The organism is Citrobacter sp. FDAARGOS_156, assembly GCF_001559235.2.
GTDB lineage: Bacteria > Pseudomonadota > Gammaproteobacteria > Enterobacterales > Enterobacteriaceae > Citrobacter > Citrobacter youngae.
On record NZ_CP014030.2, the window covers coordinates 699,335 to 723,063 of the forward strand.

General features: G+C 52.5%; 21 protein-coding genes. 4 read left to right on the forward strand and 17 right to left on the reverse strand.

All coding sequences use genetic code 11. The features are described from left to right. Positions 1 to 27 precede the first annotated feature (27 nt). The 9 genes from AL515_RS03400 to AL515_RS03445 all read right to left on the reverse strand — a co-directional run bounded on the left by AL515_RS03400 (position 28) and on the right by AL515_RS03445 (position 6,777). Entirely contained in the window at positions 28 to 1,095 is a 1,068-nt protein-coding gene (locus AL515_RS03400) for a carbon-phosphorus lyase complex subunit PhnI (protein WP_061067051.1), read from the reverse strand. After that, on the reverse strand, positions 1,095 to 1,679 hold the full coding sequence (gene phnH, locus AL515_RS03405) for a phosphonate C-P lyase system protein PhnH (RefSeq protein ID WP_048213881.1): 585 nt from the start codon (positions 1,677 to 1,679) through the stop codon (positions 1,095 to 1,097). The genes AL515_RS03400 and phnH overlap by 1 nt, the downstream gene beginning before the upstream one ends. Continuing rightward, a complete protein-coding gene (gene phnG / locus AL515_RS03410) occupies positions 1,676 to 2,128 on the reverse strand; it encodes a phosphonate C-P lyase system protein PhnG (protein WP_048213880.1) in 453 nt (150 codons plus the stop codon). The genes phnH and phnG overlap by 4 nt, the downstream gene beginning before the upstream one ends. Further along, a complete protein-coding gene (phnF, locus tag AL515_RS03415) occupies positions 2,129 to 2,854 on the reverse strand; it encodes a phosphonate metabolism transcriptional regulator PhnF (RefSeq protein ID WP_061067052.1) in 726 nt (241 codons plus the stop codon). A gap of 20 nt (positions 2,855 to 2,874) precedes the next feature. Further along, the gene (gene phnE / locus AL515_RS03420; protein WP_016155398.1) at positions 2,875 to 3,654 is read right to left on the reverse strand and encodes a phosphonate ABC transporter, permease protein PhnE; all 780 of its coding nucleotides are present in this window, start codon (positions 3,652 to 3,654) and stop codon (positions 2,875 to 2,877) included. A 104-nt stretch (positions 3,655 to 3,758) separates the two neighbouring features. Continuing rightward, positions 3,759 to 4,775 (reverse strand): phosphonate ABC transporter substrate-binding protein, encoded by a 1,017-nt coding sequence (gene phnD / locus AL515_RS03425; protein ID WP_048213878.1) that lies wholly within the window; start codon positions 4,773 to 4,775, stop codon positions 3,759 to 3,761. Positions 4,776 to 4,930: 155 nt separating this feature from the next. Next, positions 4,931 to 5,719, reverse strand: a complete 789-nt coding sequence (phnC, locus tag AL515_RS03435) for a phosphonate ABC transporter ATP-binding protein (protein ID WP_048213877.1) — start codon at positions 5,717 to 5,719, stop codon at positions 4,931 to 4,933. A gap of 132 nt (positions 5,720 to 5,851) precedes the next feature. Next, positions 5,852 to 6,301, reverse strand: a complete 450-nt coding sequence (yjdN, locus tag AL515_RS03440) for a VOC family metalloprotein YjdN (protein WP_061067053.1) — start codon at positions 6,299 to 6,301, stop codon at positions 5,852 to 5,854. 140 nt (positions 6,302 to 6,441) lie between these two features. Continuing rightward, a complete protein-coding gene (locus AL515_RS03445) occupies positions 6,442 to 6,777 on the reverse strand; it encodes a zinc ribbon domain-containing protein YjdM (protein WP_003031835.1) in 336 nt (111 codons plus the stop codon). 542 nt (positions 6,778 to 7,319) lie between these two features. On the opposite strand from AL515_RS03445, the gene crfC reads away from it, so the two are divergent. Together crfC and AL515_RS03460 are read left to right on the forward strand one after the other, a co-directional pair. Next, positions 7,320 to 9,677 carry a clamp-binding protein CrfC gene (crfC, locus tag AL515_RS03455; RefSeq protein ID WP_061067054.1) on the forward strand — a complete coding sequence of 786 codons (2,358 nt, stop codon included), beginning with the start codon at positions 7,320 to 7,322 and terminating at the stop codon, positions 9,675 to 9,677. Beyond that, the gene (locus AL515_RS03460; protein WP_048213874.1) at positions 9,674 to 10,567 is read left to right on the forward strand and encodes a diguanylate cyclase regulator RdcB family protein; all 894 of its coding nucleotides are present in this window, start codon (positions 9,674 to 9,676) and stop codon (positions 10,565 to 10,567) included. The genes crfC and AL515_RS03460 overlap by 4 nt, the downstream gene beginning before the upstream one ends. Positions 10,568 to 10,591: 24 nt before the next feature. Here the strand turns inward: AL515_RS03460 and kdgT are convergent, their stop codons facing one another. Continuing rightward, entirely contained in the window at positions 10,592 to 11,590 is a 999-nt protein-coding gene (gene kdgT, locus AL515_RS03465) for a 2-keto-3-deoxygluconate transporter (protein WP_048213873.1), read from the reverse strand. A 699-nt stretch (positions 11,591 to 12,289) separates the two neighbouring features. Here kdgT and proP point away from each other — a divergent pair. Further along, positions 12,290 to 13,792, forward strand: coding sequence for a glycine betaine/L-proline transporter ProP (proP, locus tag AL515_RS03470; RefSeq protein WP_048213872.1), 1,503 nt, complete (start codon positions 12,290 to 12,292; stop codon positions 13,790 to 13,792). 156 nt (positions 13,793 to 13,948) lie between these two features. Then, positions 13,949 to 14,038: an LpxT activity modulator PmrR gene (gene pmrR / locus AL515_RS03475; protein WP_003826741.1), complete on the forward strand. Its 90-nt coding sequence runs from the start codon at positions 13,949 to 13,951 to the stop codon at positions 14,036 to 14,038. On the opposite strand, the gene pmrB is transcribed toward pmrR, so the two are convergent. From pmrB to melR, 7 genes are all read right to left on the reverse strand, one after another. Then, positions 14,032 to 15,105 (reverse strand): two-component system sensor histidine kinase PmrB, encoded by a 1,074-nt coding sequence (gene pmrB / locus AL515_RS03480; RefSeq protein WP_086523823.1) that lies wholly within the window; start codon positions 15,103 to 15,105, stop codon positions 14,032 to 14,034. The genes pmrR and pmrB overlap by 7 nt on opposite strands. A gap of 9 nt (positions 15,106 to 15,114) precedes the next feature. Beyond that, positions 15,115 to 15,783 (reverse strand): two-component system response regulator PmrA, encoded by a 669-nt coding sequence (pmrA, locus tag AL515_RS03485; RefSeq protein ID WP_048213870.1) that lies wholly within the window; start codon positions 15,781 to 15,783, stop codon positions 15,115 to 15,117. 4 nt (positions 15,784 to 15,787) lie between these two features. Beyond that, entirely contained in the window at positions 15,788 to 17,425 is a 1,638-nt protein-coding gene (gene eptA / locus AL515_RS03490) for a phosphoethanolamine transferase EptA (RefSeq protein ID WP_061067055.1), read from the reverse strand. Positions 17,426 to 17,572: 147 nt separating this feature from the next. After that, the gene (gene adiC, locus AL515_RS03495; protein WP_048213868.1) at positions 17,573 to 18,910 is read right to left on the reverse strand and encodes an arginine/agmatine antiporter; all 1,338 of its coding nucleotides are present in this window, start codon (positions 18,908 to 18,910) and stop codon (positions 17,573 to 17,575) included. Between the two features lie 127 nt (positions 18,911 to 19,037). Continuing rightward, positions 19,038 to 19,799: an AraC family transcriptional regulator gene (locus tag AL515_RS03500; protein WP_048213867.1), complete on the reverse strand. Its 762-nt coding sequence runs from the start codon at positions 19,797 to 19,799 to the stop codon at positions 19,038 to 19,040. Positions 19,800 to 20,114: 315 nt separating this feature from the next. Further along, the gene (gene adiA / locus AL515_RS03505; protein WP_105242207.1) at positions 20,115 to 22,382 is read right to left on the reverse strand and encodes an arginine decarboxylase; all 2,268 of its coding nucleotides are present in this window, start codon (positions 22,380 to 22,382) and stop codon (positions 20,115 to 20,117) included. 275 nt (positions 22,383 to 22,657) lie between these two features. Continuing rightward, positions 22,658 to 23,590: a transcriptional regulator MelR gene (gene melR / locus AL515_RS03510; RefSeq protein WP_061067057.1), complete on the reverse strand. Its 933-nt coding sequence runs from the start codon at positions 23,588 to 23,590 to the stop codon at positions 22,658 to 22,660. Between the last annotated feature and the right edge of the window lie 139 nt (positions 23,591 to 23,729).

Consider the following 23,729-nt stretch of genomic DNA (forward strand, 5'->3'; position numbering starts at 1 on the left):
AGGTACGCAAAGTTGTAGCCGGAGAGGTTAGTGGTCACGAGTGGCCTCCTGTTGCAGGCGTTTGAGCAGTTCCAGTTCGGCCTGGAAATCGACGTAATGGGGAAGTTTGAGGTGCGAAACAAAACCCGCCGCCTCGACGTTATCCGCATGCGCCAGCACGAACTCTTCGTCCTGCGCCGGTCCTGTGACCGTTTCATCGTATTCGGCTGCCTGTAGGGCGCGGTCCACCAGCGCCATCGCCATCGCTTTACGTTCGCTCATACCGAACACCAGCCCGTAGCCGCGGGTAAAATGAGGGGATTCGTTTTCCGGCGCGACAAAACCGTTGACCATTTCGCATTCAGTCATCAGCAGTTCGCCGACGTTCACCGCAAATCCCAGCTCTTCCGGTACGGTTTCCAGTGCCACATAGCCGCTGCGGATTTCGGCGGCAAACGGGTGGTTGCGCCCGTAGCCGCGCTGGGTGGAGTAGGCCAGCGCCAGCAAATATCCCTCGTCACCACGCATCAGCTGTTGCAGACGTGAAGCGCGTGAGCAGGGGTAAACCGGCGGCGTGCGGGTGATGTCGTCGGGTGTCGCGCCATCATCCTCTTCACGTTTTGCCAGGCCCTGGTTCGCCAGCAGGGAAAAGACGTGCGGGGAGGCATCTTGTTCGCTCTCAGCGGTGCGCAGCGGCGGCACTTCACCATTGGCCAGTAAGGTAAAATCCAGCAGACGATGGGTGTAATCGTAGGTTGGGCCTAATAACTGCCCGCCGGGAATATCCTTGTAGACCGCGGAGATTCTGCGCTCAAGGCGCATTTCTGCGCTGTTAACCGGTTCGCTGACAGCGACCTTTGCCAGCGTAGTGCGGTAAGCGCGGAGCAAAAAGATGGCTTCGACGTTATCGCCGCTGGATTGTTTTAGCGCCAGTGCCGCCAGTTCGCGATCGGCGATGCCGCCTTCGGTCATCACCCGGTCGACGGCCAGGTTCATCTGCTGTTCGATTTGCGCCACGCTCAGTTCAGCAATGGTCTCATCGCCCCGGCGTCGGTTTTCCTGCAGGGCGTGGGCGTTGGCTATCGCCTTTTCGCCCCCTTTGACGGCGACGTACATCAGCACACCTCCACATGGGTGGTTCGCGGAATAGCCAGCAGCCGTTCGCCGCAGGTGAGGATCAGATCGACCCCCAGCGGGAACGGATGCGGGCGTTCGGTGAGTTCGTGAATCAGGCATTCCGGCAGCTGTGGCGCGATCATGCGCTCTTCGGCGATGCCTGCGCCGGTCAGACGCAGCATGCGTCCACCGCTTAAGCCAGAAACTTGCACAATCAGCGTGGCGCTGGTTTCAGGTGCGACGGCGGAACCGGCTGAGAGGGCATTTAGCTGTTCGCTGCTAATGCGTTCGTCGGTGACGGCAAAGGCCGCCAGCTGCGGCTGATCCACCAGCGGCGCGTTGGTGTGAAAACGCAGGTTCTGCCGGGCGATATCGTTATCCATCGACGGCGCCAGCCAGACCGGCGTGTCGCCATCGACCAGGGTCAGCAGCACGCTGGTGGTCGCCAGACCCAGCGGCTGCCAGCCGTGTTTCAGTTGATGCAGGGCGACGATTACGCCCGGTTCGCTCATGGCTTTCAGCAGGCGACGAAAGCTCTGCTGAGCATCCTGAACGGGTAAATTAAATGCGGTCTGTAAGGTCATGCGTTATCTCCGCGTACCAGCGTGAAGAAGTCGACCCGGCTGGCGTTGACTTCGGCACGGCGGGCGCTAATCAGCGCCTCGCGTTCCGCTTCCAGCGGGGCAATTAAGGTTTCCATGAGGTTCTGGAAATGCGTTTGTTCCTGCAGCAATGCGTCAATGACCGCACACTGCTCGGCGTGTTGTTTATTGCGACCCAGCAGGTAGCTGTAGCCCAGCGTCCCGCTTTTCAGGCGAATAACCGCGCGGGTGAGCGTGGTGTCGCCAGCAAAGAAGCGATTACCGGTGCCGCCCATACGGGCCTGGATCTGCATCAGTCCGCTTTCCGGGGCGCGGATAAGCTCATAGTCCGGCGTTAGTTTGAGCGCCTTGATACGCGCATTCAGGGCATCGGCATTGCTGTAAGCCAGCGCGCGCATCCAACGCTGGCGAGTGGCGGTATCGAAATGCATTCAGTGCTCCATGGTGAATTCGATCATGTCGGCGCGGGTCAGGCTGACGGAATATTCCGCCGCCTGTTCTTCGCCTTCACGGTGGTTCAGAGTGCGCACGCACAGCAGCGGCGCCATATTGGGGATTTCCAGCACCTTGCTCTCTTTGGCCTGCGCACGGCGGGCGCTGATGCGCGTTTGCGTGCGCAGCAGCGTCAGACCGGATTGTTCGCGCAGGTAATCGTGCAGTGAGCCGCTGTTAAAGCCTTGCAGCAGCGGCCACAGCGTGAGGTCGGAAAAATAGTGGTCGATCTGACACAGTGCGATGCCGTTTACCCGGCGCAGGGTGCGCAGGTGAATCACGTTATCGCCCTCGTTAATGCTGAGCGCATCGGCAATGTGGCCGGAGGCCGGACGCAGCACCGCCAGCAGTTTTTCACTGGTGGGGTGGCTGCCCTGGTCCAGCAGGTTCTGACTAAAGCGCGCCTGGGCATTCAGCGGGTAGTCGAACGGGCGCATCAGCACCAGCACGCCGACTCCCTGGCGACGCTGAACCCAACCGCGTTCAACCAACTGGTCAATGGCGCGGCGCAGGGTGTGGCGGTTTACCTCGAAGCGCGCGGCAAGCTGATGCTCGGCGGGCAGATAGTCACCGCAGCGATAATGTTGACGAAGCTCCTGCTCAAGTCTCGCGGCAATTTCCTGATAACGCGTTGGATAACTGGTCGGATGTGTAGACAAGTGCATAGCAATCAATGCCTCGCTAATCAGATAAAGTGCTTACGCAAACGCTGGGAAAGGAAATCCAGCAGGCTGACGGTGACGATGATTAACACCATCAGGGCGCAGGTTTGCTGGAACTGAAAGCCGCGAATCGCTTCCCATAAGGTCACGCCAATACCACCTGCGCCCACCATGCCGACTACCGTGGCCGAGCGAACATTGGATTCAAAGCGATACAGCGAGTAGGAGATAAGCAGCGGCATGACCTGTGGCAGAACGCCGTACAGAATCTCTTCAATTTTGTTGGCTCCGGTGGCGCGAATACCTTCTACCGGACCCGGCTCAATGGCTTCTACCGCTTCGGAAAGCAGCTTGGAGAGTACCCCGGTAGTGTGGATAAACAGCGCCATCACCCCGGCGAATGGCCCTAACCCGACGGCGACCACGAACAGCATGGCGAAGACCATTTCGTTGATGGCGCGACAGGCATCCATCAGGCGACGCATCGGCTGGTAAATCCACCACGGCACGAGGTTATCGGCGCACATCAGACCGAAGGGAATCGACAACACCACGGCGAGGGCGGTACCCCAGACGGCGATTTGCAGCGTGACGGCCATTTCACCGAGATAGTCCTGCCACTGACTGAAGTCAGGTGGAAAGAAGTCGGCAGCGAAGGTTGCCATATTGCCGGAATCCTGGATCAGCGTGAGCGGGGCCATTTCGGCGCCTTTCCACGAGACCACCAGCACGGCGAGAAGAATGGCCCAGCTCAGCAGCGAGAACCAGCTACGCTTGGGCGGGGCAACGGTGATGGTTTGCATGTTTGGCTCCGTGCATCGGTTATTGCCGGATGGCGGCGCAAGCGCCTTATCCGGCCTACAAAACATCGTAGGCCCGGTAAGCGAAGCGCCACCGGGCATCAGGGTTATTGCACCGCTTTGGTGACGCTGGTCATGGCGCCCAGGGCGGCGGTCAGGCGGTCGAGATCATCAAGCTGTGCTTTCAGCGCCGAGGTTTTGCTGGTTTTCTCTTCCTCGTTCAGCCCTTTGTTGTCCTTCACGCCCTGCATCTCTTTAAACAGCGCCAGTTGGCGAATCGGCACCAGTTGCAGATCGCTGGAGGCACGGAACGGCGCCCAACCCAGGCGTTCCAGGACGGTTTTCTGCTCCGGCGTTTTGCCGTAGTTCATGAAGAAGTCGTACACCTTGTCCTTGGTGGCTTCAGAGAGGTTCTTACGCCAGACGATCGGATCGCCTGGGATCAGCGGTGACTTCCAGATAACCTTCAACTCTTTCAGCTTGTCCGGTGCGGACGTTTTCAGCTTGTCGAGGTTTTCGGTGTTGTTGGTAGCCACATCCACCTGTTTGTTGGCGACGGCCAGGGCGTTAGTTTCGTGCCCGGCGTTAACGGTGCGTTTGAAGTCGCTGGCGGAGATGTTGTTTTTGGCGAAGACGTAATAACCGGGGACGAGGAAACCTGACGTAGAGTTGGGATCGCCGTTGCCGAAGGTCAGATCCTTACGTTTGGCGATCAGATCGTTCAGGTTGTTGATCGGGCTGTCTTTGTTAACGATCAACACGCTCCAGTAACCCGGGGATCCGTCGGCGGCTACGGTCTGGGCAAACACTTGTCCGTTAGCGCGATCCACCGCTTCCATTGCTGAGAGGTTGCCGTACCAGGCGATATCCACTTTGTTAAAGCGCATGCCCTGGATGATCCCGGCGTAGTCCGGAGCGAAGAAGGCGTTTACTTTCACGCCCAGCGATTTTTCCATGTCCTTCAGGAACGGTTCCCACTGTGGCTTCAGGTTTTGCTGTGATTCGGTCGAAATAATGCCAAAGTTAAGCGCTTTTTCTTGCTCTTCGGCATGGGCCGGGCTTAACAAGGTACTGACGCTAAACATGCTGGTGAAAGCCAGCGCGGCAACTGTCTTATAGCTCATGTCGTTTCCTTAATTAGTCATTGTTCCAGGCTATTTCACTTGCCAGCCTGAATCCGGGCAGTGCTCAAAATCCTCACGTACTGCGTGTACGCTCCGGTTTTTCCGCGCTGGCCGTCCCCAGCCTGGCTGCGCCAATAACGCCTGGTTTTTTAGAACTATGCAGCCTGCGCGTTCTGTTCGACGCGGTTCATGCTGCGGTAGAGATGGTCAAAACGGTCGTTGTCAAAATGCTGGCTGCTGCCATCAAAGAAGACGTTGCCCTGGCGCAGCGCGACAATGCGTTCGCAGTAGCGCAGGGCGTAATCCACCTGATGCAGCGTGACGACCACGGTGATGCCGTCGGTCTGGTTGATGTCGCGCAGGGTGTCCATCACGATGCGCGCGGATTCCGGATCCAGCGAGGCAATCGGCTCATCGGCAAGGATCACTTTGGCCTGCTGCATCAGCGCGCGGGCAATCGCGACGCGCTGCTGTTGTCCGCCGGAGAGCGTGGAAACACGCTGGTATGCAAAGTGCGCCATGCCGACGCGGGTCAGCGCCTGTAACGCGCGTTGTTTCTGCTCAGCGGTAAACCAGCTAAAACAGGTGCGCCAGAACGGCGTGCTGCCGAGCGCGCCAATCAGGACGTTCTCCAGCACCGTCAGGCGGTTCACCAGATTGAACTGCTGGAAGATGTAGCCGGTGTGGGCGCGGCTTTTGCGGATATCGCGCGCCAGGCGGCCTTCATGTTGAACGGTGCGACCCAGCAGTTCGATGTGGCTACCAGGTGATTTATCACCGACGATCAAACCGCTTAAATGACGTAAAAGGGTGGATTTGCCGGAGCCGGACGGCCCAAGCAGAGCCACCATCTCACCGGCACAGATATTCAGATCAACCGCATTAAGCGCCTGATGTTGATTGAAGGATTTGGAGAGTTTCTCGACGCGAATAACCGTTTGCATGATGCGGCCTCCCTAAAAAAGTGGCCCCATCGTGGCGGATCAATGTGACGTTTTCGTTAAAGGAAGGTTACTTGGCGATGAAGAGTTGAGCGATATTTGATGACAGTACGGGAGGGGTTGCCTCCCGTTTGATTACTCGGTTGGCGGCTGCTGCTGTTTGACGACGTTGATCATCCACGGCACGCCATACTGGTCGCTCACTTTACCGAAACCGTGGGCCCAGAAGGTTTCCTGCCAGTCCATTTCGATTTTTCCGTTTACTGCCAGGTTATCAAACCAGCGTTTACCTTCGTCGACGTTTTGTGTGTCGAGCACCAGCGTAAAGCCAGAGTAGTGCGCGTTTCCGTCGGGGGCGCTATCGCTCATCATGATATCGCTGCCCGCAACGCGCAGGTTGGCGTGGGCAATAGCGGTATCGGGGAATTTCATGCCAGAAGGGCAACCTTCTTCACTGTCCTGCGCCGATTTGGGCATTTCACCGAAGTTGATTTTGTAGAGCAGCTCAGCGCCTAACGTTTTTTGGTAGAAGGCGATAGCGTCAGCGCAGTTGCCTGCAAAGGAGATATAGGGACTTAACGGCATAATCTTTACCTCAGAGTAAGAGAAGCCAGTTAAGTGTAGTTATCGTCTGTATAAATAAACCAGGCGGGAAGTATGGGCTTCCCGCCTGGCAGATGAGCTGGTGTAGACCTGATGAGCGTAGCGCCGTCAGGCAATTTGCATCAGTTCTTTTTCACAAACTCAGATTTCAGCTTCATTGGGCCAAAGCCATCGATTTTGCAATCGATGTTGTGGTCGCCTTCAACCAGGCGGATATTCTTCACTTTGGTACCGATCTTCAGCATGGAAGAGCTACCTTTTACCTTCAGATCTTTTACTACGGTAACGCTGTCGCCATCGGCGAGCAGGTTGCCATTAGCATCTTTAACGATCAGTTCGTCGCTGTCCTGAGCGGGTTCAGCGTCGTTCCATTCGTGAGCGCATTCCGGGCAGATGAACATGCCGTTATCTTCGTAAGTGTATTCGGAGTTGCATTGTGGGCAGTGTGGTAATGACATGTGGATTTCCTCAAAAGTCAGCAGGGGCAAAAGCGCCCAAAATTGGCAGATTGCCGAAAAAGGCCGCAATTATACATAAAATCCCTGCTTTTGTCGGGGCTACAGGCCAATTATGCCCAACTATCTGTTGTGGCGTCAGGTTGCTTTCACGTCTATGAAAACCAGAAGGAATATTTTTTAAGGGAAATTGCTACGTTTAGCTATTTAAGATAAGGTGAGGCGAAACACCCGATATTCATAGGTAGCATGGCTTACAGACTAGCTAAGTCATTGTGAGTGAATACTTTGTGACCCCCTTAAATTTGGTAGGGGAATTAAGCTGGCATTTTTTAAAACTGAACTACTCTGTTTATCTTTCTTACTTAATATAGTAAGTGAGAGGCATCAGGCCAGCAGTCATACGATAAATTTTATTTTAATAATATCAGCTGGTTGTTTTAATTTTAATTATTTCCACACGTAATTATAAAAGCCGAAAATCTATAAATAAAACGATTTGGCTAAATAAAAGTAATGCTATTTGCGTTAAGGAAAGATTTTCCATGTACACACAGACAATTTATGAATTAAGTCAGGAAGCTGAACGCTTACTGATGCTCTCTCTTGAACATCTCAGGCAATTGCAGAAATTGCCAATGACCTCGGCGAATGATGTCATGCTGAAAAAAGGAGAGCATAGTGGACAGGTTGTTCAGCCCCTGCATTTCAGCGCGCGTGGCATGGATGTCCAGCAGGCAACGCTCAACAATGAACTGCGAAAGATTACCCGTCTGGAAATGGTTCTGGCGATCGTCGGTACGATGAAGGCGGGAAAGTCGACGACGATTAACGCGATTGTCGGAACTGAGGTTTTACCTAATCGTAATCGCCCGATGACGGCGTTACCGACCCTTATCCGCCATACACCGGGACAGAAAGAGCCGGTGCTGCATTTTTCGCATGTCGCGCCAATTGACGCCTTAATGAAAGTATTACAGCAGCGCGTGCGGGAATGCGATCGTCAGCGTCTGGCTCAGACGCTGGAAATAGATAAGGATATGAATGCCCTGCTTCAACATATTGAAAACGGCGTGGCATTTGAACGGTATTACCTTGGCGCACAGCCTATTTTCCATTTTCTCAAGAGCCTGAACGATCTGGTGCGTTTGTCTAAAGCGCTGGAGGTGGAGTTTCCGTTTGTCGCCTATGCTGCAATTGAGCATATTCCGGTTATTGAGGTTGAGTTCGTGCATCTGGCCGGGCTGGCAAGTTATCCGGGACAATTGACGCTGCTGGATACGCCCGGGCCGAATGAAGCCGGGCAGCCACACTTACAACAAATGCTCAATGAACAGCTGGCTCGGGCTTCAGCGGTACTGGCGGTGATGGATTATACCCAACTGAAGTCGATTTCGGATGAGGAAGTCCGTCAGGCCATTATGGCGGTTGGAAAGTCAGTACCGCTGTATGCGCTGGTTAACAAATTCGATCAGAAAGACCGCAACAGTGATGATGAAGAGCAGGTGCGGGCGTTAATTTCCGGTACGTTGATGAAAGGTGGTATTACGCCTGAACGTATTTATCCGGTCTCCTCAATGTGGGGATATCTGGCCAACAGGGCACGTCATGAACTCGTGAATAATGGGCGCTTGCCGGATCATCAGGAGCAGCGCTGGGTCCAGGACTTTGCCGAAGCGGCACTCGGCAGGCGCTGGCGTACCACCGATCTTGAGGATAAAGAACATATTCGCCATGCCGCCGATCTGCTGTGGGAGGATTCGTTGTTTGAGCAGCCGATCCAGAAAGTCATTCACGCCGCTCACGCCAATGCTTCGCTGTATGCGCTTCGCTCGGCATCGCACAAGTTGTTGAACTATTCGCAAAGCGCACACGAATACCTGGAGTTTCGCGCCCACGGCTTAACCGTAGCCTATGAGCAGTTGCAGATGAACATCGCGCATATTGAAGATGATATGCAACAGTTGCAGAGAAGCCAGGCGCGGGTGGGTGACGAGGTCAGTCACGAGGTTGAGCTGGCGCTGGAGGCTGCTGCGGCCTATCTCAGTGAGCAACAGACCGAGATTCTGTGCGGCATCAATACGTTCTTTGTTAAAGAAAACGTGCTGATGATGTCACAACATGGCATGGGAGCTGACATTGCAACGGCGGAAATGGCCGGTGATATGCTGGTGTTGCATGACGAGGGGCAAGCGAAAATTGTGTTAGATAAAATTCGCTCCTCCTGTGAGGTTGTCCTGCTGGCGGCGCAGGAGAGTATCAGCCGGGACCTGGCGCTGCGTTTTGAGGCGCTTGAATCGACGTTATCCCGGGCGCTGAATGACGCTATGCGGCCTATTGAGCAGCGGGTGAAAGACGATCTGAATCATGCCGGATTTCGGGCGCGGATCCGTTTTCCAGCCTTTCATGCGGCGATGTTTAATTTCAATACCCGTCAGTTGTTTAACGAGGCTATTGAACAGGATATCCCTGCTGATAATACCCCGTCCACCGGTGGTGTTGTGCGTGACACGTTCTCACGTTGGTTGAATCAGCCCAACTGGGGATGGAATGATTATGTCGAAACAAAAACGCGTTACCTCATTGATATGGGCGCGTTGCACAAGAATCTTGTCCATTATGTCACTCAGTTTTGCCAACAAATTCGTAAAGCTTTAGTTGCTCAGGTCGATATTTCCGTTACGGCAGGCATGGCCACGTTTTTTGCTGATTTTTCACTGTGTCTGACGCAATTGCAGGCGAGCCTGCGCGAGAGTCTGACCCTGCGCCAGCAAAATGAATCGGCGGTGAATGCAATGAATGAACAATTGCAGCATCGTATTACGACGGCGGCATGGATTTATGAAGATTCCCGCTTGCTGCGTGACGATATCCACACCCTTTTTGCAACCGAGCATACATGACTAACGTGTTACTGGAAGGCCCTGGGCGGACGCTGGAGTGCGTCTACCCGAAGTTTATGGTCGATCTGGTTCAGGGAGATGAAACCAAACGTTCCGGCGGTTTTCTGCAGCAGCAGCAGCGGTTGCGTGCGCGCCTGACGCAGGAAGTGTTATCCCAGACGCAACTGCGGGCGTGGGTGATGGCGGGGGTTTCCAGCGAACACCTGGTGATGCGCCTTAAGCTGGTGGAAAAACTGGCGGGTACTATCGATCCTGGTCACCTGGCGCTGGTACGTATTGCCGAGCGACTGGTGTTCTTACAACAAACTGAACAGCCACGCGGACAATCAACTCCCGGCGTGATGCAGCAATTAATTTCACTGGCTGACGGGTTTGCCCAACGTAGCGCATATAAAGAGAAAGCGTTGACGCAACGTGGGCTGACCGTGCAGGCAGGCGAACACAGTGAACAGATTTTTACTCGCTGGCGGGCTGGCGCGTATGACGGCTGGTCATTACCCGGACGCTGCTTTGTTGCGCTGGAGGAACTGCGCTGGGGCGCCTTTGGTGATGCCTGTCGGCTGGCGAATGCCGATGTAGTGTCGATGCTAAAAGACAATTTACGCACGATGGCTGCCCAGACGCTGGCGCATAGCGTGAATGCGGCACCTACTACGCGCCATTATTATCATCAATGGCTGAACTCACCTGCAGTTGGGGGGTCGAGCGAACATAACGATCTGCTGAGTTGGCTGGGTGACTGGTGCGATGCACAGCGCCATCCGGTGAGCTGGTCGGTGACGCAGCGTTGGCAGAATGTGGCGTTAGGGATGCCGAGACTGTGTTCGGCAAAGCGACTGGTTGATGCGATGGTTGAGGAGATTTTCGCACCCCCCCAGCTCATCAGTTGAGCTGGGGGGGAGGCAAAGGCAGGCTTAGTGGTGCAGTGAGTCTGCCGGGGTCGCCACCGTCTCGTTGGCGACCTGATTTTTATTAAAACGTTTGGCATACAACGCGGTGATAATCGGCACCAGAATGGCGGTGACAATCACGCTGGCAGCGACCAGAGCAGTTGCCGAAGCGGCAACCGGTTCAAATGCCGGGTTAATCTGGGCGATGATGACTGGGTTAGCCACCGCGGCACCAGCTGCAGAAGAGGCTGCTACGCCCGCCGTACCGTTCCCGCCACCAATGACGCGGTCAGCAATAATCAGCGGGATACCGGTGATAACGATGACGGCCACACCCAGCAGGATACCCAGCAGACCGGTATCAACGATGACGCTCAGGTTAATGGTGTTACCCAGTGCGAAGCCGAAGAACGGAATCAGTACCGGTGTCGCTTTGCTAAAGAAGGCACGCAGGTCGTGATCCAGGTTGCCCAGTGTAAAGCCGATCAGGAACGGCAGGACCGCGCCGATGAAATGGTGCGGCTCGAAAGAGGCCAGACCGGCAGAGCCCAGAATGACCATGGTCATTAACGGACCGGATTCCAGAGACATTAACACAAATGCGCCAGACTCTTCTTTCGTACCGTACTGGTTCATCAGGCTGGCGTACAAACCCCCGTTGGTCATGTCCATTGCTGAGACAATTGCCAGTACGGAAAGACCTGCAAAGAACCCGGTTTGAATGCCTGTATCAGGAATAAATGAAGCGGCAATCATTGCCACTGCCCAGGCTACGGCTATTTTGGTTAATACCAATGTACCGGACTTGCGTAATACCGTGCCGGTTGCCCGTAAATCAATAGATGCGCCGATACAAAAAAACCACACTGCCAGAATCGGTACCGTTCCGCTGATCATTCCTTTGGTAAACGAACCGAAATACGCACCGGTATCCGGAGCTAACGTATTTAACACTGCGCCTAATAACAGAGGAATCAACATCATTCCGCCGGGGATGCGTTCAATCGTGGCTTTAATTTTCATAAACGTCCTCATGTCTTGTCGCCGCTAATACTAGCGCAAGAGGGTAAAAATTAATAAATTCAAATGGTTACTGGTTTTTCTTAACAAAGAAAATCGCTATCTCTTTGTTTTATAAAATCTAACGCGGCATACGTTGAGCGTGTTGCTGCTCCCAGGGATATTGCGTCTGGAATTAGTTTGCATTCACAGGAACATTGATTCAATCAAAATAAAACGATGTTTTAGTTATCTTCATCACATATTCCGAGCAAAAGTTCCCGGTCGCTCTGATTATTAAAAAAGCTGTGATCTTTTTGTGAAGGGATTAGGTGTTTTTTTGCTAGCAGAATAATAATGACCGCTGTGATTGTTGGTGCAATAAAGTGATTTATTCTTGTATTTAATTGTCAGTAAATCGCAAGCGTTACATGTAAAAAAGATGACTAAGAATGACCTAATTTACGCATGTTGACGAAATGAAAAACTATATGTGAAGTTGATCACAAATTTAAACGCTGTTAGGGTAAAGAGGTCATTAACCGCCCAATCAGGCGTCAACAGGTTCGGTTGTACTGCTCATTTTCAGTCAGTGTAAGTAAACCTGCTACGCTTGTTACAGGGATTGCGCCTGTGCAATCCCCGCTCGGCGATGACCTTAGCGCATACGGCGTTGGGAGACTCGAACTGTAGCGCGACAGGGCTAAGTCTATGAGGACTGGTATGCTAAAAAGGAAAAAAATAAAGCCAATTACGCTTCGCGACGTCACCATTATTGATGACGGAAAACTGCGAAAAGCCATTACCGCCGCGTCACTCGGTAATGCAATGGAGTGGTTTGATTTTGGTGTTTATGGGTTTGTTGCTTACGCATTAGGTAAAGTGTTCTTCCCGGGGGCTGACCCCAGCGTGCAGATGGTTGCTGCACTCGCTACCTTCTCCGTTCCCTTTCTGATTCGACCGCTTGGCGGATTGTTCTTCGGTATGCTTGGCGATAAATACGGTCGCCAAAAGATCCTGGCTATCACGATTGTGATTATGTCGATCAGTACCTTCTGTATTGGGTTGATCCCTTCGTATGCGTCTATTGGTATCTGGGCACCGATCCTGCTGTTGCTGTGTAAGATGGCACAGGGCTTTTCGGTCGGCGGCGAGTATACCGGCGCGTCGATTTTTGTCGCAGAGTATTCCCCGGACCGTAAGCGTGGATTTATGGGCAGTTGGCTGGACTTCGGCTCGATTGCCGGGTTTGTGCTGGGTGCGGGCGTGGTAGTCCTGATCTCAACTGTCGTCGGCGAAGACAACTTCCTTGAGTGGGGCTGGCGTATTCCGTTCTTCCTGGCGCTACCGTTAGGGCTGATTGGCCTGTATCTGCGTCATGCTCTGGAAGAAACACCTGCATTTCAGCAGCATGTCGACAAGCTGGAGCAGGGCGATCGTCAGGGTCTGCAGGAAGGACCGAAGATTTCGTTTAAAGAAATTGCGACTAAACACTGGCGTAGCCTGCTGGCGTGCATCGGTCTGGTGATTGCGACCAACGTCACCTACTACATGCTGCTCACCTATATGCCGAGCTACCTGTCGCATAACCTGCACTACTCTGAAGATCACGGTGTGCTGATTATTATCGCCATTATGATTGGTATGCTGTTTGTGCAGCCGATTATGGGGCTGCTGAGTGACCGCTTCGGACGCCGTCCGTTTGTGATTATGGGCAGTATTGCGCTGTTTGTGCTGGCCATTCCGGCATTTATCCTGATTAACAGTAACGTTATCGGCCTGATTTTCGCCGGGTTGCTGATGCTGGCGGTGATCCTTAACTGCTTCACCGGGGTGATGGCATCAACGTTACCGGCGATGTTCCCGACACATATTCGCTACAGTGCGCTGGCCGCCGCGTTTAATATCTCGGTCCTGGTAGCTGGTCTGACCCCGACGCTGGCCGCCTGGCTGGTGGAAAGCTCGCAGAACCTGATGATGCCAGCTTATTATCTGATGGTGATTGCGGTGATAGGTTTAATTACCGGCGTGACCATGAAAGAAACCGCCAATCAGCCGCTGAAAGGGGCGACACCTGCCGCTTCGGATATTCAGGAAGCGAAAGAGATCCTCGGCGAGCACTACGACAATATTGAGCAGAAAATCGAAGACATCGATCAGGAAATTGCAGAGCTGCAGCTTAAGCGTTCGCGCCTGGTGCAGCAGCATCCGCGTATTGATGAGTAATCGTGTCATTGCCTGATGGCGCGAGCTTTTAGGCCTACGGGTAGCATTGTACTTTGTAGGCCGGATAAGGCGTCAGCCGCCATCCGGCGCGTGGCCTTAAGGTTGGCTTAATATCCTTCAGGCAAACTCTCCTCCATAGTATCGGAGGAGAGTGTCATGAAAACCCGTATTTATGAAAGTTTGACCACCGTTTGCAGCGTACTGATTGTGAGCAGTTTTTTGTACGTGTGGGTGAGCTCTTACTGATCTTTCTCCAGCACCACCCAGGCGCGAGTGCCACTGGCTCCTGGGCGGTTTTGCAAAAAGAACTGCCCGTGATGTAACTGGGTAATTCGACTGACAATGCTCAGCCCCAGCCCAATCCCGCCAAAACGGCTATCCATACGCACAAACGCTTTGCTCAGTTCCCCACATTTACTTTCATCAATGCCTGGCCCTTCATCTTCGACGGCCATGACGGCATCATGCTCTGTATTCAGGCTAATCGTAATATGGGTGCCTTCCGGGCTGTAGCGATGGGCGTTCTCCACCAGATTTCTCAGCAGCATCCGCAATAGCGTGGCGTCGCCGCGTACGATGACATCCTCTGCGCTCGCCGGTAGGAGCAACGTTTGCTGGCGTTGGTCCAGCATCGTGCTGAGTTCATCGTAAGAGGGCAGAATCACGTCCTCCAGTAGTTTGACGTGCTGGTAGCTTCCGGCCGAAAACGACTGACCCACACGGGCGAGTTGCAACAGCTGCGACACGCTGTCCATCATTTGGTCGAGACGGGTGATGAGCGGCGTAACGTCAACATTGTGGGTTTTTGACAGCAATTCCAGATGCAGACGAACGCCGGATAGTGGCGTTCGTAGCTCATGGGCAACGTCGGCAGTAAACAGACGCTCGTTGTCGATAGTGGTTGTTAGCCGCGTAACCAACTGATTGAGCGCCGTCACCACCGCCTGTATCTCAATGGTGGAGCTACGGATATTAATGGGAGCCAGATTATCCGCTGTGCGAGTTTCTAACTCCTGTTGGAGATCGGCAAGAGGACGGGTAATGCGCCGTACCGCCTGATAGCAAATAATGAGCGTCAGGCTGACCATAAAAATGCCGGGGACGATCAGGCTGGCGATAGCCTCGCGGATCTCATGCATGATATGGCGATCGTTGTTACGGTTTTCGCGTAACGCCTGTTCGAACAGCTGTATTTGCTCGGTGCTTTCGTGCCACAACCAGAAGGTGCTAATCAGCTGGAAGACCAGCAGAATCAGGCCGATCGTCAGCATTAAACGCTGGCGAAGCGGGAGCGGTTGTTTTAGAAAACGCATCAAATTCACTTAGCTTTCCTCAGTAGCGGCCAGCATGTAGCCAAAACCTCGAACCGTGCGAATGCGTGATTTTCCCACTTTATCGCGCAGGTTGTGGATGTGGACTTCCAGCGTATTGGTTGACGGCTCGTTGTCCCAGCTGTAGATGTCGTTATACAGAATCTCCCGGTGTACCGGGCTCCCCGCTTTGAGCATCAGCCGCGATAATAGCGCGTACTCTTTTGGCGTTAAGACAATTTCTTGTCCATCCATCCACACCTGGCGGCGGCCGATATTCAATGTCAGGTTGCCAATGATAATCTCACTTTCACCCTGATTGTTATGCCGACGTAACAGCGCCCGAATGCGGGCATGCAGTTCTTCCAGCGCGAACGGTTTGACCAGATAGTCATCAGCGCCGACATCCAGTCCGGTGATGCGGTCTTTCACGGTGTCGCGGGCGGTCAGGATGAGTACCGGCACGGTGTATTTTTTCTGCCTGATGCGGGTCAGAAAATGCAGGCCATCCTCATCCGGTAAACCTAAATCCAGAACGACAAGGCTGTAATGCCCCGTTTCCAGGCAATGCTCGGCGGCACGGGCCGTGGATACGCCATCGCAGGCGTAGCCTTCCGTTTGTGCGGCAAGTATCAGCCCCTGTAGTAACAGCGTATCGTCTTCAACAATCAGAATTTTCATTCGGTTAGCCTCCCCGGCAGGGTTGCAGAATATCATCTGCCGCTTGGTATTTCTGTGTTTGCACGCCCGTTAATCCCAGCAGGGTTGAGAACAGATTATCCTGTGAGAAATCTTCTGAGCTGGCCCGTTTTTGTAAACATGTCTGAGAGACCTGATAGCGTTGCTGATAATCTTCTGAGAGCCACAACAGCATCGGTACATGTTTTTGTGTGTCAGGTGCAATCGAATACGGCAGACCGTGCAAGTAGACGCCGTTTTCTCCTAAGGATTCACCGTGATCGGAAAGATAAACCAGGCTGGTGGTGAAATTGTCCTGATGCGCTTTCAGTATATTGATCGCTTTATCAACAATATAGTCAATGTACAGGATGGTATTGTCGTAGGTATTCACCAGTTGCTGCTGTGAACAGGTTTGAATTTCGTTGGTATCGCAGGTTGGGGTAAATTTCTTAAACTGTGGCGGATAACGGTTGTAATAGGTTGGACCATGGCTGCCGATGGTGTGCAGCACGATCACGCTGTCGCCCTTCAGGTTATTAATGTACTCTTCCAGCCCGTGGAACAGGACTTCATCGTAGCATTCACCGTTAATACACTGTCCTGGTAAGTTCAGCGCAGTCATATCCTGATGCGGTACGCGGTCACAGGCACCTTTACAGCCGCCGTCGTTATCATTCCACAGAACGTTAATTCCCGCCCGTTGGATGATATCGAGTACGCCTTCCTGGTGGTGAGCCAGCTCTTCATCGTAATGCGCTCGTGGCATGTCGGAGAACATGCAGGGAACGGAAACGGCTGTCGCCGTACCGCAGGACGTTGTATGCGGGAAATAAACGACATCATCTTTTTCCAGCAACGGATTGGTCTGACGTGAATAACCTGACAGAGAAAAGTTGTCGCCGCGTGACGTTTCACCGAGCACCACAATAGTGAGGTTCTTACGTTTTCCTTTCACCATTTCTGGATTACGGTGTGCATCTTCGCCAATACGCACCAGCGGCAGGTTGGCCAGTCTCTGGTGTGAATACCAGGATGACGTTGCCACGATGCTGTTGGACGGGCTGAGGGACTTAACCAGCTCTTTGTTATTACGAAACAGCGATGCGTAATCTTTATAGAAGAAGGCGGCGACCAGCACGATAAGCAGTGCCGATATCAGGATATTCGCAGCGCGATACAACACGCTGCGCAGCACTGGCGTAATGGGTTTGATTCTTATCCAGCAGGCAACGGTGGCAGCCAGAATGCCGCTCAGCCCCAGCGTCAGGAGCATTTGCGGCGTCATGAGGGCGAAGGTTTCAGCCGGTGTGGTATCCATCATGTTGGCGATCATCGAGCGGTCGATGATGATGCCGTAGGTCATGATGAAATACTGGGCGGATGCTCCGACCAAAATGAAAATGCACGCGACCAGGCGGTTAAGCCACAGGAAAGAGGCCAGCGTGAGCACGATATTCATGACGCTGAACGCGACAACCGGCATCGATAAGAACACCAGGATATTGCGCAGGGAATCCAGCGGAAGGTCTTGCAGTACCTGTTTGTAGAACGCGATGTTCAGGAAGGTCGCAAGATAAAATGAGATCAGCAATAGCCAGCTGATTTGCCCGAGAGTCGGTCTTTTAAACAGGAGCTTTAACATTAAGGGGGTTCCATCGACTAAGTGGAGCGGATCCTCTCAAAGTAAAATTAAGCCAACATTAAGTTCTTAATGTTAGCAGGTACTGGTGGGGTGTGTGATGCGTAGGCCCGATGCGCTTATGTCATCGGGCAACGACGCTTACAGGCATTAATTATTGTTGGTCGGGGCATCCAGAGGATACGGGTTTTTATGGATCCGGTTGTAATTGAGCGCATACAGTGCGGTGATTACCATCAACATCACGAACGACCACATCACTTCTTTGGCGCCAGAACCCACCACCGCCCAGATGCAGTAGACAAATGCCACAAAGGTCACCAGTAAGTACATCGGACGCGCTTTACCAAAGTGACCGTGGCCCAGCAGCAGCAATGCCGCGCAGGTGTACAGATATGGCACCAGGGTGAAGATAACGGAGACCGAAGAGACCAGACCAAATTCTTTTGCTGCGTTTGGCGACATGCTGCTGAACTGGAAGAGGGTCATCAGGATCCCGACGATGATTAGCCCGGCAACCGGTGTTCCCGCCTTGTTGACGCGAGCGAAAATCGGTGGGAACAGGCCGTCATCGGCTGCCGCTTTTGCGGTCTGGCCGGCCAACAGTGTCCAACCACCCAGTGAGCCAAGGCACCCAGCCGCTGCACAGAAGGAGACAATGGCCCCAGCGGTATCACCCAGTGCCATGCGTGCAGCATCACCAAACGGTGAGGCTGACACCCGCAGTGCAGCGTTAGGGATCATACCCATAATCGCCGTAGTTGAGAGAACGTAGCAGACGGCGGCAATCAGTACCCCGCCAATGGTGGCGATAGGGACGTTACGTTTCGGGTTTTTAACCACACCGGCGGCAACGGAGGCGCTTTCAACCCCAATGAACGACCATAAGGTTACGTTTAAGGTGCTTTGGATGGCGCCGAAGGTATTCATGCCGCTGACGTTCCAGGCCGCCATATAGGTTTCACCGCGGAACCAGAACCAGCCGAAGACGGCAATACCGACAATGGGCACCAGTGCCAGTACTGTCGCAACGGCCTGCACGCGAGTGATCATTTTTGGACCGACAATATTCAGCAAGACGAAAACCCACAGTACAACGACACAGGTGAGCGTCAGAACCAACGGATCTTTTAAGATAGGGAAGAAGTAGCTCAGGTAACCGACGCCAATAACGACCATGGCGATGTTACCAATCCAGCAGGCCAGCCAGTACAGCACGTTGGTCTGGTAGCCTAAAAAAGGACCGAAACAGCGGCGCGCATAAGCGTAAGAACCACCGGGACTGGAGTCTAAGGACGACATTTTGGCGTACACCATCGACAGTGCCAGCGCACCGATAATAGTGACCAACCATCCGTAGATTGCAATCCCGCCAGTTGACGCCAGGTTTGCGGGTAGCAGGAATACACCGGAACCCATAATATTCCCCGACACCATAAGGGTGACGGGGATTAAGCCCACTTTGTGAGCATCAGCATCCGTCGACATATTTTTTAACTCCTGATAAGGATAAATGACGTCACATCATACCTCTTCAGAAGACTATTTTATGATGGCGAAACAGGGGTATCGCCAATGCTGATATTATTATGGCTCATCGCTAAATGATCAAAAATCAGGCAGCGGAGGGTTCCCGATGTTGACTGACATAATGCAGTGGCGTCATTCCATAGAACTCTTTGAAGACGGAGATAAAGTATGAAGTACTGTTATATCCGCACAGCTGAGATACCTGTGAAATGTTTTTCCCGTCCATCATTAATTGATTGACGGCATAACGCATACGGCACGTGGTTATTATTTGACTGTAACTTGTATTTTCATTTTTTAGCTTTTTCTTTAACAAACTGGGACTCAGGCATAAGCAACTGGCGACCATGCTTAAATTCCAGTCTTTATGAATATCGCTCTCAATGATGTGGTAAACGCTGTCGCTGATGCGATTGCGTAACATATGCATAAGTAGGGAGATAAACTTTTTGCTGTCGAGAAAACGCGATAATACGGTGAACAGTAGCGAACGGGTACGCTCATTTTCGCCTTCGTTTTGCGTTTCCATCACGCTGTGTTGAGCGGCAACCCGAAAGACATCCGGCGTCAGGCATACGGCGGTCATCACCGGATTGGCGCTACGTTGCCAGAGAGGGAACTGTGAAAGATCTTTATTTAAAAATCGTAGATAGTCTTTAATGACATCGCGACTGATATGTACGACCAGTGCGTTATTAAGTGAAGAAAAATCGATAATATTATTATCACACGCCACCAGAGCCATGTGGTTAGCTTTTAAACTGATGGCTTCTTTACCGTTAATCCTTAACCAAACATCTTTCTCCGTTAATACAACAACACAAGCTTCTTTGCTGCAAAGCCTCATACCCAAACTCCCGGAATATGAACATCAAATACCGTAACTCAGCACCTGCTGAGTAATTGCGGCTAAAAAAAATTGTATGATGAATCAAGACAAGCGATAAAATAGCGTGATTTTTAGTAATTACAATATCTGTAGGGATTCTTGGCATGTACATAATTTTTTACGCAAGTGGCAACGTACTATTTGCGTATAAAAAAAGCGCGGGGTGGTCCCGCGCAAAAGGTATGACAATGTTATTGTTTTGCAGCAATACTCAGGAATTACTCAACTATCACACGTCAATCTTATAAAAAATAGACTATCTAAAAAACGACATTAGGCTTTCACGCACATGACGTGATACACACCGTCAATAATTTCCGTTCCTTCGGTTTCATGTTCAAAGCCAGGGAAATGATGATCCCAGGATTGCAACGAACGTAGATAACTAATCTGCGGGCTGTTGGCATCGCCAAAGTTTTCCCCGGACAGCAGCATTGGAATTCCCGGTGGGTAAGGAATGACGGAGTTGGCTGCGATACGACCCGGCAGATTTTCAATCGCCACCATCTCAACGTTATCGCTGACTATCGCGTTATAGGCTTCACGCGGGGTCATTTCAGCAACAGGCAGGCCAGAGTAGGCCGCATTGAGTCGGCTACCTGGGTTATTTTCTTTCAGCCAGGCGAACATGGTGTCGCCCAGATCGTGAATACCCATATTTGCGTAAGTGTCAGGATGTTCCTCTACCAGTTCCGGCATCACCTGTGAGAGCGGAGTATTGGCATCATAGTGGTGTTTGAAAGAGCACAGTGTGTTTATCAGCGTGCCCCATTTACCACGGGTGATCCCCATTGAGAACAAGAACATAATCTGGAAATCGGTGGTACGGGTCGGTACGATGCCGTGGCGGCTAAGCCAGGCGGTAACCAGCGCCGCCGGAACACCGGTCTGTTCCAGTTCACCATCATCACCCATACCTGGCGCCAGAATACTGACTTTAATGGGGTCCAGCATGCTCCAGTTATCTGGCAGGTCTTTAAACCCATGCCAGGATTCACCGGGGCGCATTACCCAGCAGTTCTGGTCGGTCGTCAGGAGTTGGGTTGGCGCATCGGCAAAGTCATAGGTTTTTCCGGTCTGCGGATCGGTAACCACCTCTTTGTTCCACGGTTTGAAGAACCAGTCGCCTTCAGCCGTGAATTCTTTGTACAACCGTGCCATCGCCTGACGGAAATCGACGGCTTCATCGATCACTTCCTGGGTGAGCGACAGGCCACTGTTACCGTCCATCATGGAAACTGCCACGTCGTTTGATGCACAGATGGCATATAGCGGAGACGTAGTGGCGTGCATCATGTACGCCTGGTTAAAGCGGGAGAAATTAACCGCGCCACGGCCTTCACGGACGTGAATGTAAGATGCCTGAGAGAGCGCATTCAGCAACTTATGGGTCGAGTGGGTGGCAAAAACGGTGGGGCCGTTATGGTCGCCAGGTGCACCACGCATAGCGTAGTGATCGGCATAAATCGGGTTGAAACGCGCATAGCCGTACCAGGCTTCATCGAAATGAATGCGATCGCTGGTCTGGGCTAGCAGGTCTTGCGCCTCTTTTGCGTTGTAGCAGACGCCGTCATAGGTGCAGTTGGTTACAACGCTATATGACAGTTTCTGTCCGGTTTTGTCTTTTGTCAGTGGGCTTTCGCTGATTTTTCTCTGCAATGTTTCGGGCTGCATTTCCTGCGGGTAGATAGGCCCGATAATGCCGTAGCGGTTGCGGCTTGGTACCATGTACACCGGTTTTGCCCCGGTAAGAATGAGCCCTTGTTCAATGGATTTATGGCAGTTACGGTCCAGCACTACCACATCGTTATCAGTCATGCATGCCTGCATGATGGTGCGGTTAGAGCCAGAAGTACCGACCACCACGGACCATGAGTGGTCAGCGCCGAAGACACGTGCGGCATATTTTTCGCTTTCACCAAACGCGCCAGTATGGTCAAGCAGTGAACCCAGTGATGCGCGTTCAATACCCATGTCGCTACGGAATAGGTTTTCACCGTAGTAGTCATGATAGAAACGACCGGCCGGCGTTTTAGTAAATCCCACGCCGCCCTGGTGACCAGGGGCTGCCCAGGAATATTCGTGAATGTCACTGTATTTCATCAGCGCGCTGAACAGCGGTGGTAACAGCTGTTGGCGGTAACGGGTCATCGCAGCAACGGCGCGCCCGGCGATAAAGTCAGCGGTATCTTCAAGAATCCAGGCGAATTCATCGACAAGCTCCAGCAGATCGCGATCCAGCGATGCGGTGGCTTTTTCCCGATCGCCCAGCAGGAAAACGGGGACGTTTTGCTGGCGTTCGTGGAGCTTGCCGATCAATTGCCTGACATTCAGGTGTTCATCTTGTTGTTCCATTTGATAGCTGAACATCAGGCAATCAATGGCTTCATTTGCCGCGAGGATGGCATAACCATCGTCGAATGAGGTGGATTTAATGACGGTAACATTTTGGCGACTTAAGGCATCTGCCAGACGCTCAACAGCGCTACCAACCCAGGTGTCCTGATGCAGAAACTCACTTTCAACAATTAATACTTTCATCATCTTTTACCCGGTAGTGGAGAGGTTGCAATTTATGGATTGCAGACACACCGTATGAATGTGACGCAGGCAAGTATTATCCTGACAAATTGGGCTGTAAAGTGGCTGATAAATGAGCGTATTTTATTTTTATTACTTTATAAACAAATAGTTAATATTCATCGAAGGCAGTTTTTCAGCATTGTTTATCGACAGGGGAATTATTTTTTTGGCTGATACTGATATTGCCGAATGGGGTGTGCTGTCAGTGGGCATGTGTTTGCGCCATCCGACGCTTATCCGGCTATCGATTGTCGATGTTGCTGGCTCAGTTTGCGGTACTGCTGTGGTGACATGCCGACAAATTTGCTGAAAGTATCGTAAAAACGACTGCTGGAGCGAAATCCGGCGGTAAGGGCGACGTCCAGAATGGTTTTATCAGTGTCGCTCAGCAATGCGCGAACGTGGTTGATACGCATCGCGGTAATGTACTGCTTCATGGTGAGTTGCATCACACGCTGGAAAATCCCCATTGCATAGTTGGGGTTGAGCTTCACGTGCTCCGCAACATCGTTGATGGTGAGCGCCTGATCGTAGTTGTCGGCAATAAAACTGAGCATTTGACTCACGTAAAACTGCGCGTGACGTGAAACGCTGTTTTTGTGCGTGCCCGCGGTTTTATTGACCAGGACGGGCTGCCAGCCGGAGAGGCTAAACCGCTTGAGCATCAGGCTAATTTCATCGATGGCAAGCTGGCGAATCTGTTCGTTCGGGCTGCTTAGCTCCTGTTGCCAGCGCTGAACTTCAAAGGTGCTCAACTGCTGAGAGGCCTGTGATTTGATGACCATGCCATGAGTGACGTGGTTGATCAGCTCACGGTCCAGCGGCCAGGAGAGAAACAGGTGCATGGGTAAATTAAAGATAGCCATGTTCTGGCAGGCGCCAGGTCGTATTAACTGGTGCGGCGTACAGGCCCAAAACAGGGTGATATGGCCCTGTTTTATCTGCACCACTTCGTTATTGATCAGGTATTCCACATCGCCGTCGAACGGTACGTTAATCTCCACCTGTCCATGCCAGTGGCTGGTGGTCATGGCGTGCGGTGCGCGTAGTTCGATATCGAGACGTTGATATTCCGAGTACAGCGACAGTGGGCTACGGGTTTGTTTCTCATCGCTGTTACACATGTGCGGATCGGGGGGAAGCGCTGAGATTGGCGGCGTGGTCATGGTAACTCCAGTTCCTGATTGTTCAGAATCATGCCATTTTTCAGCGGATAAGACTGCGAATCGGCGCGCAAATCAGGTCACCATTACCGGGTAGTGTGCTTTTTTGAACCCGTATACTCTGCTTTTCGGCAAAAATTAT

Bases quoted from the DNA above. Each gene is read 5' to 3' on its own strand.
- AL515_RS03400 (WP_061067051.1), bottom strand. From the start codon at position 1,095: ATGTACGTCGCCGTCAAAGGGGGCGAAAAGGCGATAGCCAACGCCCAC.
- eptA (WP_061067055.1), bottom strand. From the start codon at position 17,425: ATGTTAAAGCTCCTGTTTAAAAGACCGACTCTCGGGCAAATCAGCTGG.
- AL515_RS03445 (WP_003031835.1), bottom strand. From the start codon at position 6,777: ATGTCATTACCACACTGCCCACAATGCAACTCCGAATACACTTACGAA.
- phnF (WP_061067052.1), bottom strand. From the start codon at position 2,854: ATGCACTTGTCTACACATCCGACCAGTTATCCAACGCGTTATCAGGAA.
- proP (WP_048213872.1), top strand. From the start codon at position 12,290: ATGCTAAAAAGGAAAAAAATAAAGCCAATTACGCTTCGCGACGTCACC.
- phnH (WP_048213881.1), bottom strand. From the start codon at position 1,679: ATGACCTTACAGACCGCATTTAATTTACCCGTTCAGGATGCTCAGCAG.
- adiC (WP_048213868.1), bottom strand. From the start codon at position 18,910: ATGTCGACGGATGCTGATGCTCACAAAGTGGGCTTAATCCCCGTCACC.
- pmrB (WP_086523823.1), bottom strand. From the start codon at position 15,105: ATGCGTTTTCTAAAACAACCGCTCCCGCTTCGCCAGCGTTTAATGCTG.
- phnE (WP_016155398.1), bottom strand. From the start codon at position 3,654: ATGCAAACCATCACCGTTGCCCCGCCCAAGCGTAGCTGGTTCTCGCTG.
- kdgT (WP_048213873.1), bottom strand. From the start codon at position 11,590: ATGAAAATTAAAGCCACGATTGAACGCATCCCCGGCGGAATGATGTTG.
- yjdN (WP_061067053.1), bottom strand. From the start codon at position 6,301: ATGCCGTTAAGTCCCTATATCTCCTTTGCAGGCAACTGCGCTGACGCT.
- melR (WP_061067057.1), bottom strand. From the start codon at position 23,590: ATGACCACGCCGCCAATCTCAGCGCTTCCCCCCGATCCGCACATGTGT.
- phnC (WP_048213877.1), bottom strand. From the start codon at position 5,719: ATGCAAACGGTTATTCGCGTCGAGAAACTCTCCAAATCCTTCAATCAA.
- pmrR (WP_003826741.1), top strand. From the start codon at position 13,949: ATGAAAACCCGTATTTATGAAAGTTTGACCACCGTTTGCAGCGTACTG.
- crfC (WP_061067054.1), top strand. From the start codon at position 7,320: ATGTACACACAGACAATTTATGAATTAAGTCAGGAAGCTGAACGCTTA.
- adiA (WP_105242207.1), bottom strand. From the start codon at position 22,382: ATGAAAGTATTAATTGTTGAAAGTGAGTTTCTGCATCAGGACACCTGG.
- AL515_RS03460 (WP_048213874.1), top strand. From the start codon at position 9,674: ATGACTAACGTGTTACTGGAAGGCCCTGGGCGGACGCTGGAGTGCGTC.
- phnD (WP_048213878.1), bottom strand. From the start codon at position 4,775: ATGAGCTATAAGACAGTTGCCGCGCTGGCTTTCACCAGCATGTTTAGC.
- pmrA (WP_048213870.1), bottom strand. From the start codon at position 15,783: ATGAAAATTCTGATTGTTGAAGACGATACGCTGTTACTACAGGGGCTG.
- AL515_RS03500 (WP_048213867.1), bottom strand. From the start codon at position 19,799: ATGAGGCTTTGCAGCAAAGAAGCTTGTGTTGTTGTATTAACGGAGAAA.
- phnG (WP_048213880.1), bottom strand. From the start codon at position 2,128: ATGCATTTCGATACCGCCACTCGCCAGCGTTGGATGCGCGCGCTGGCT.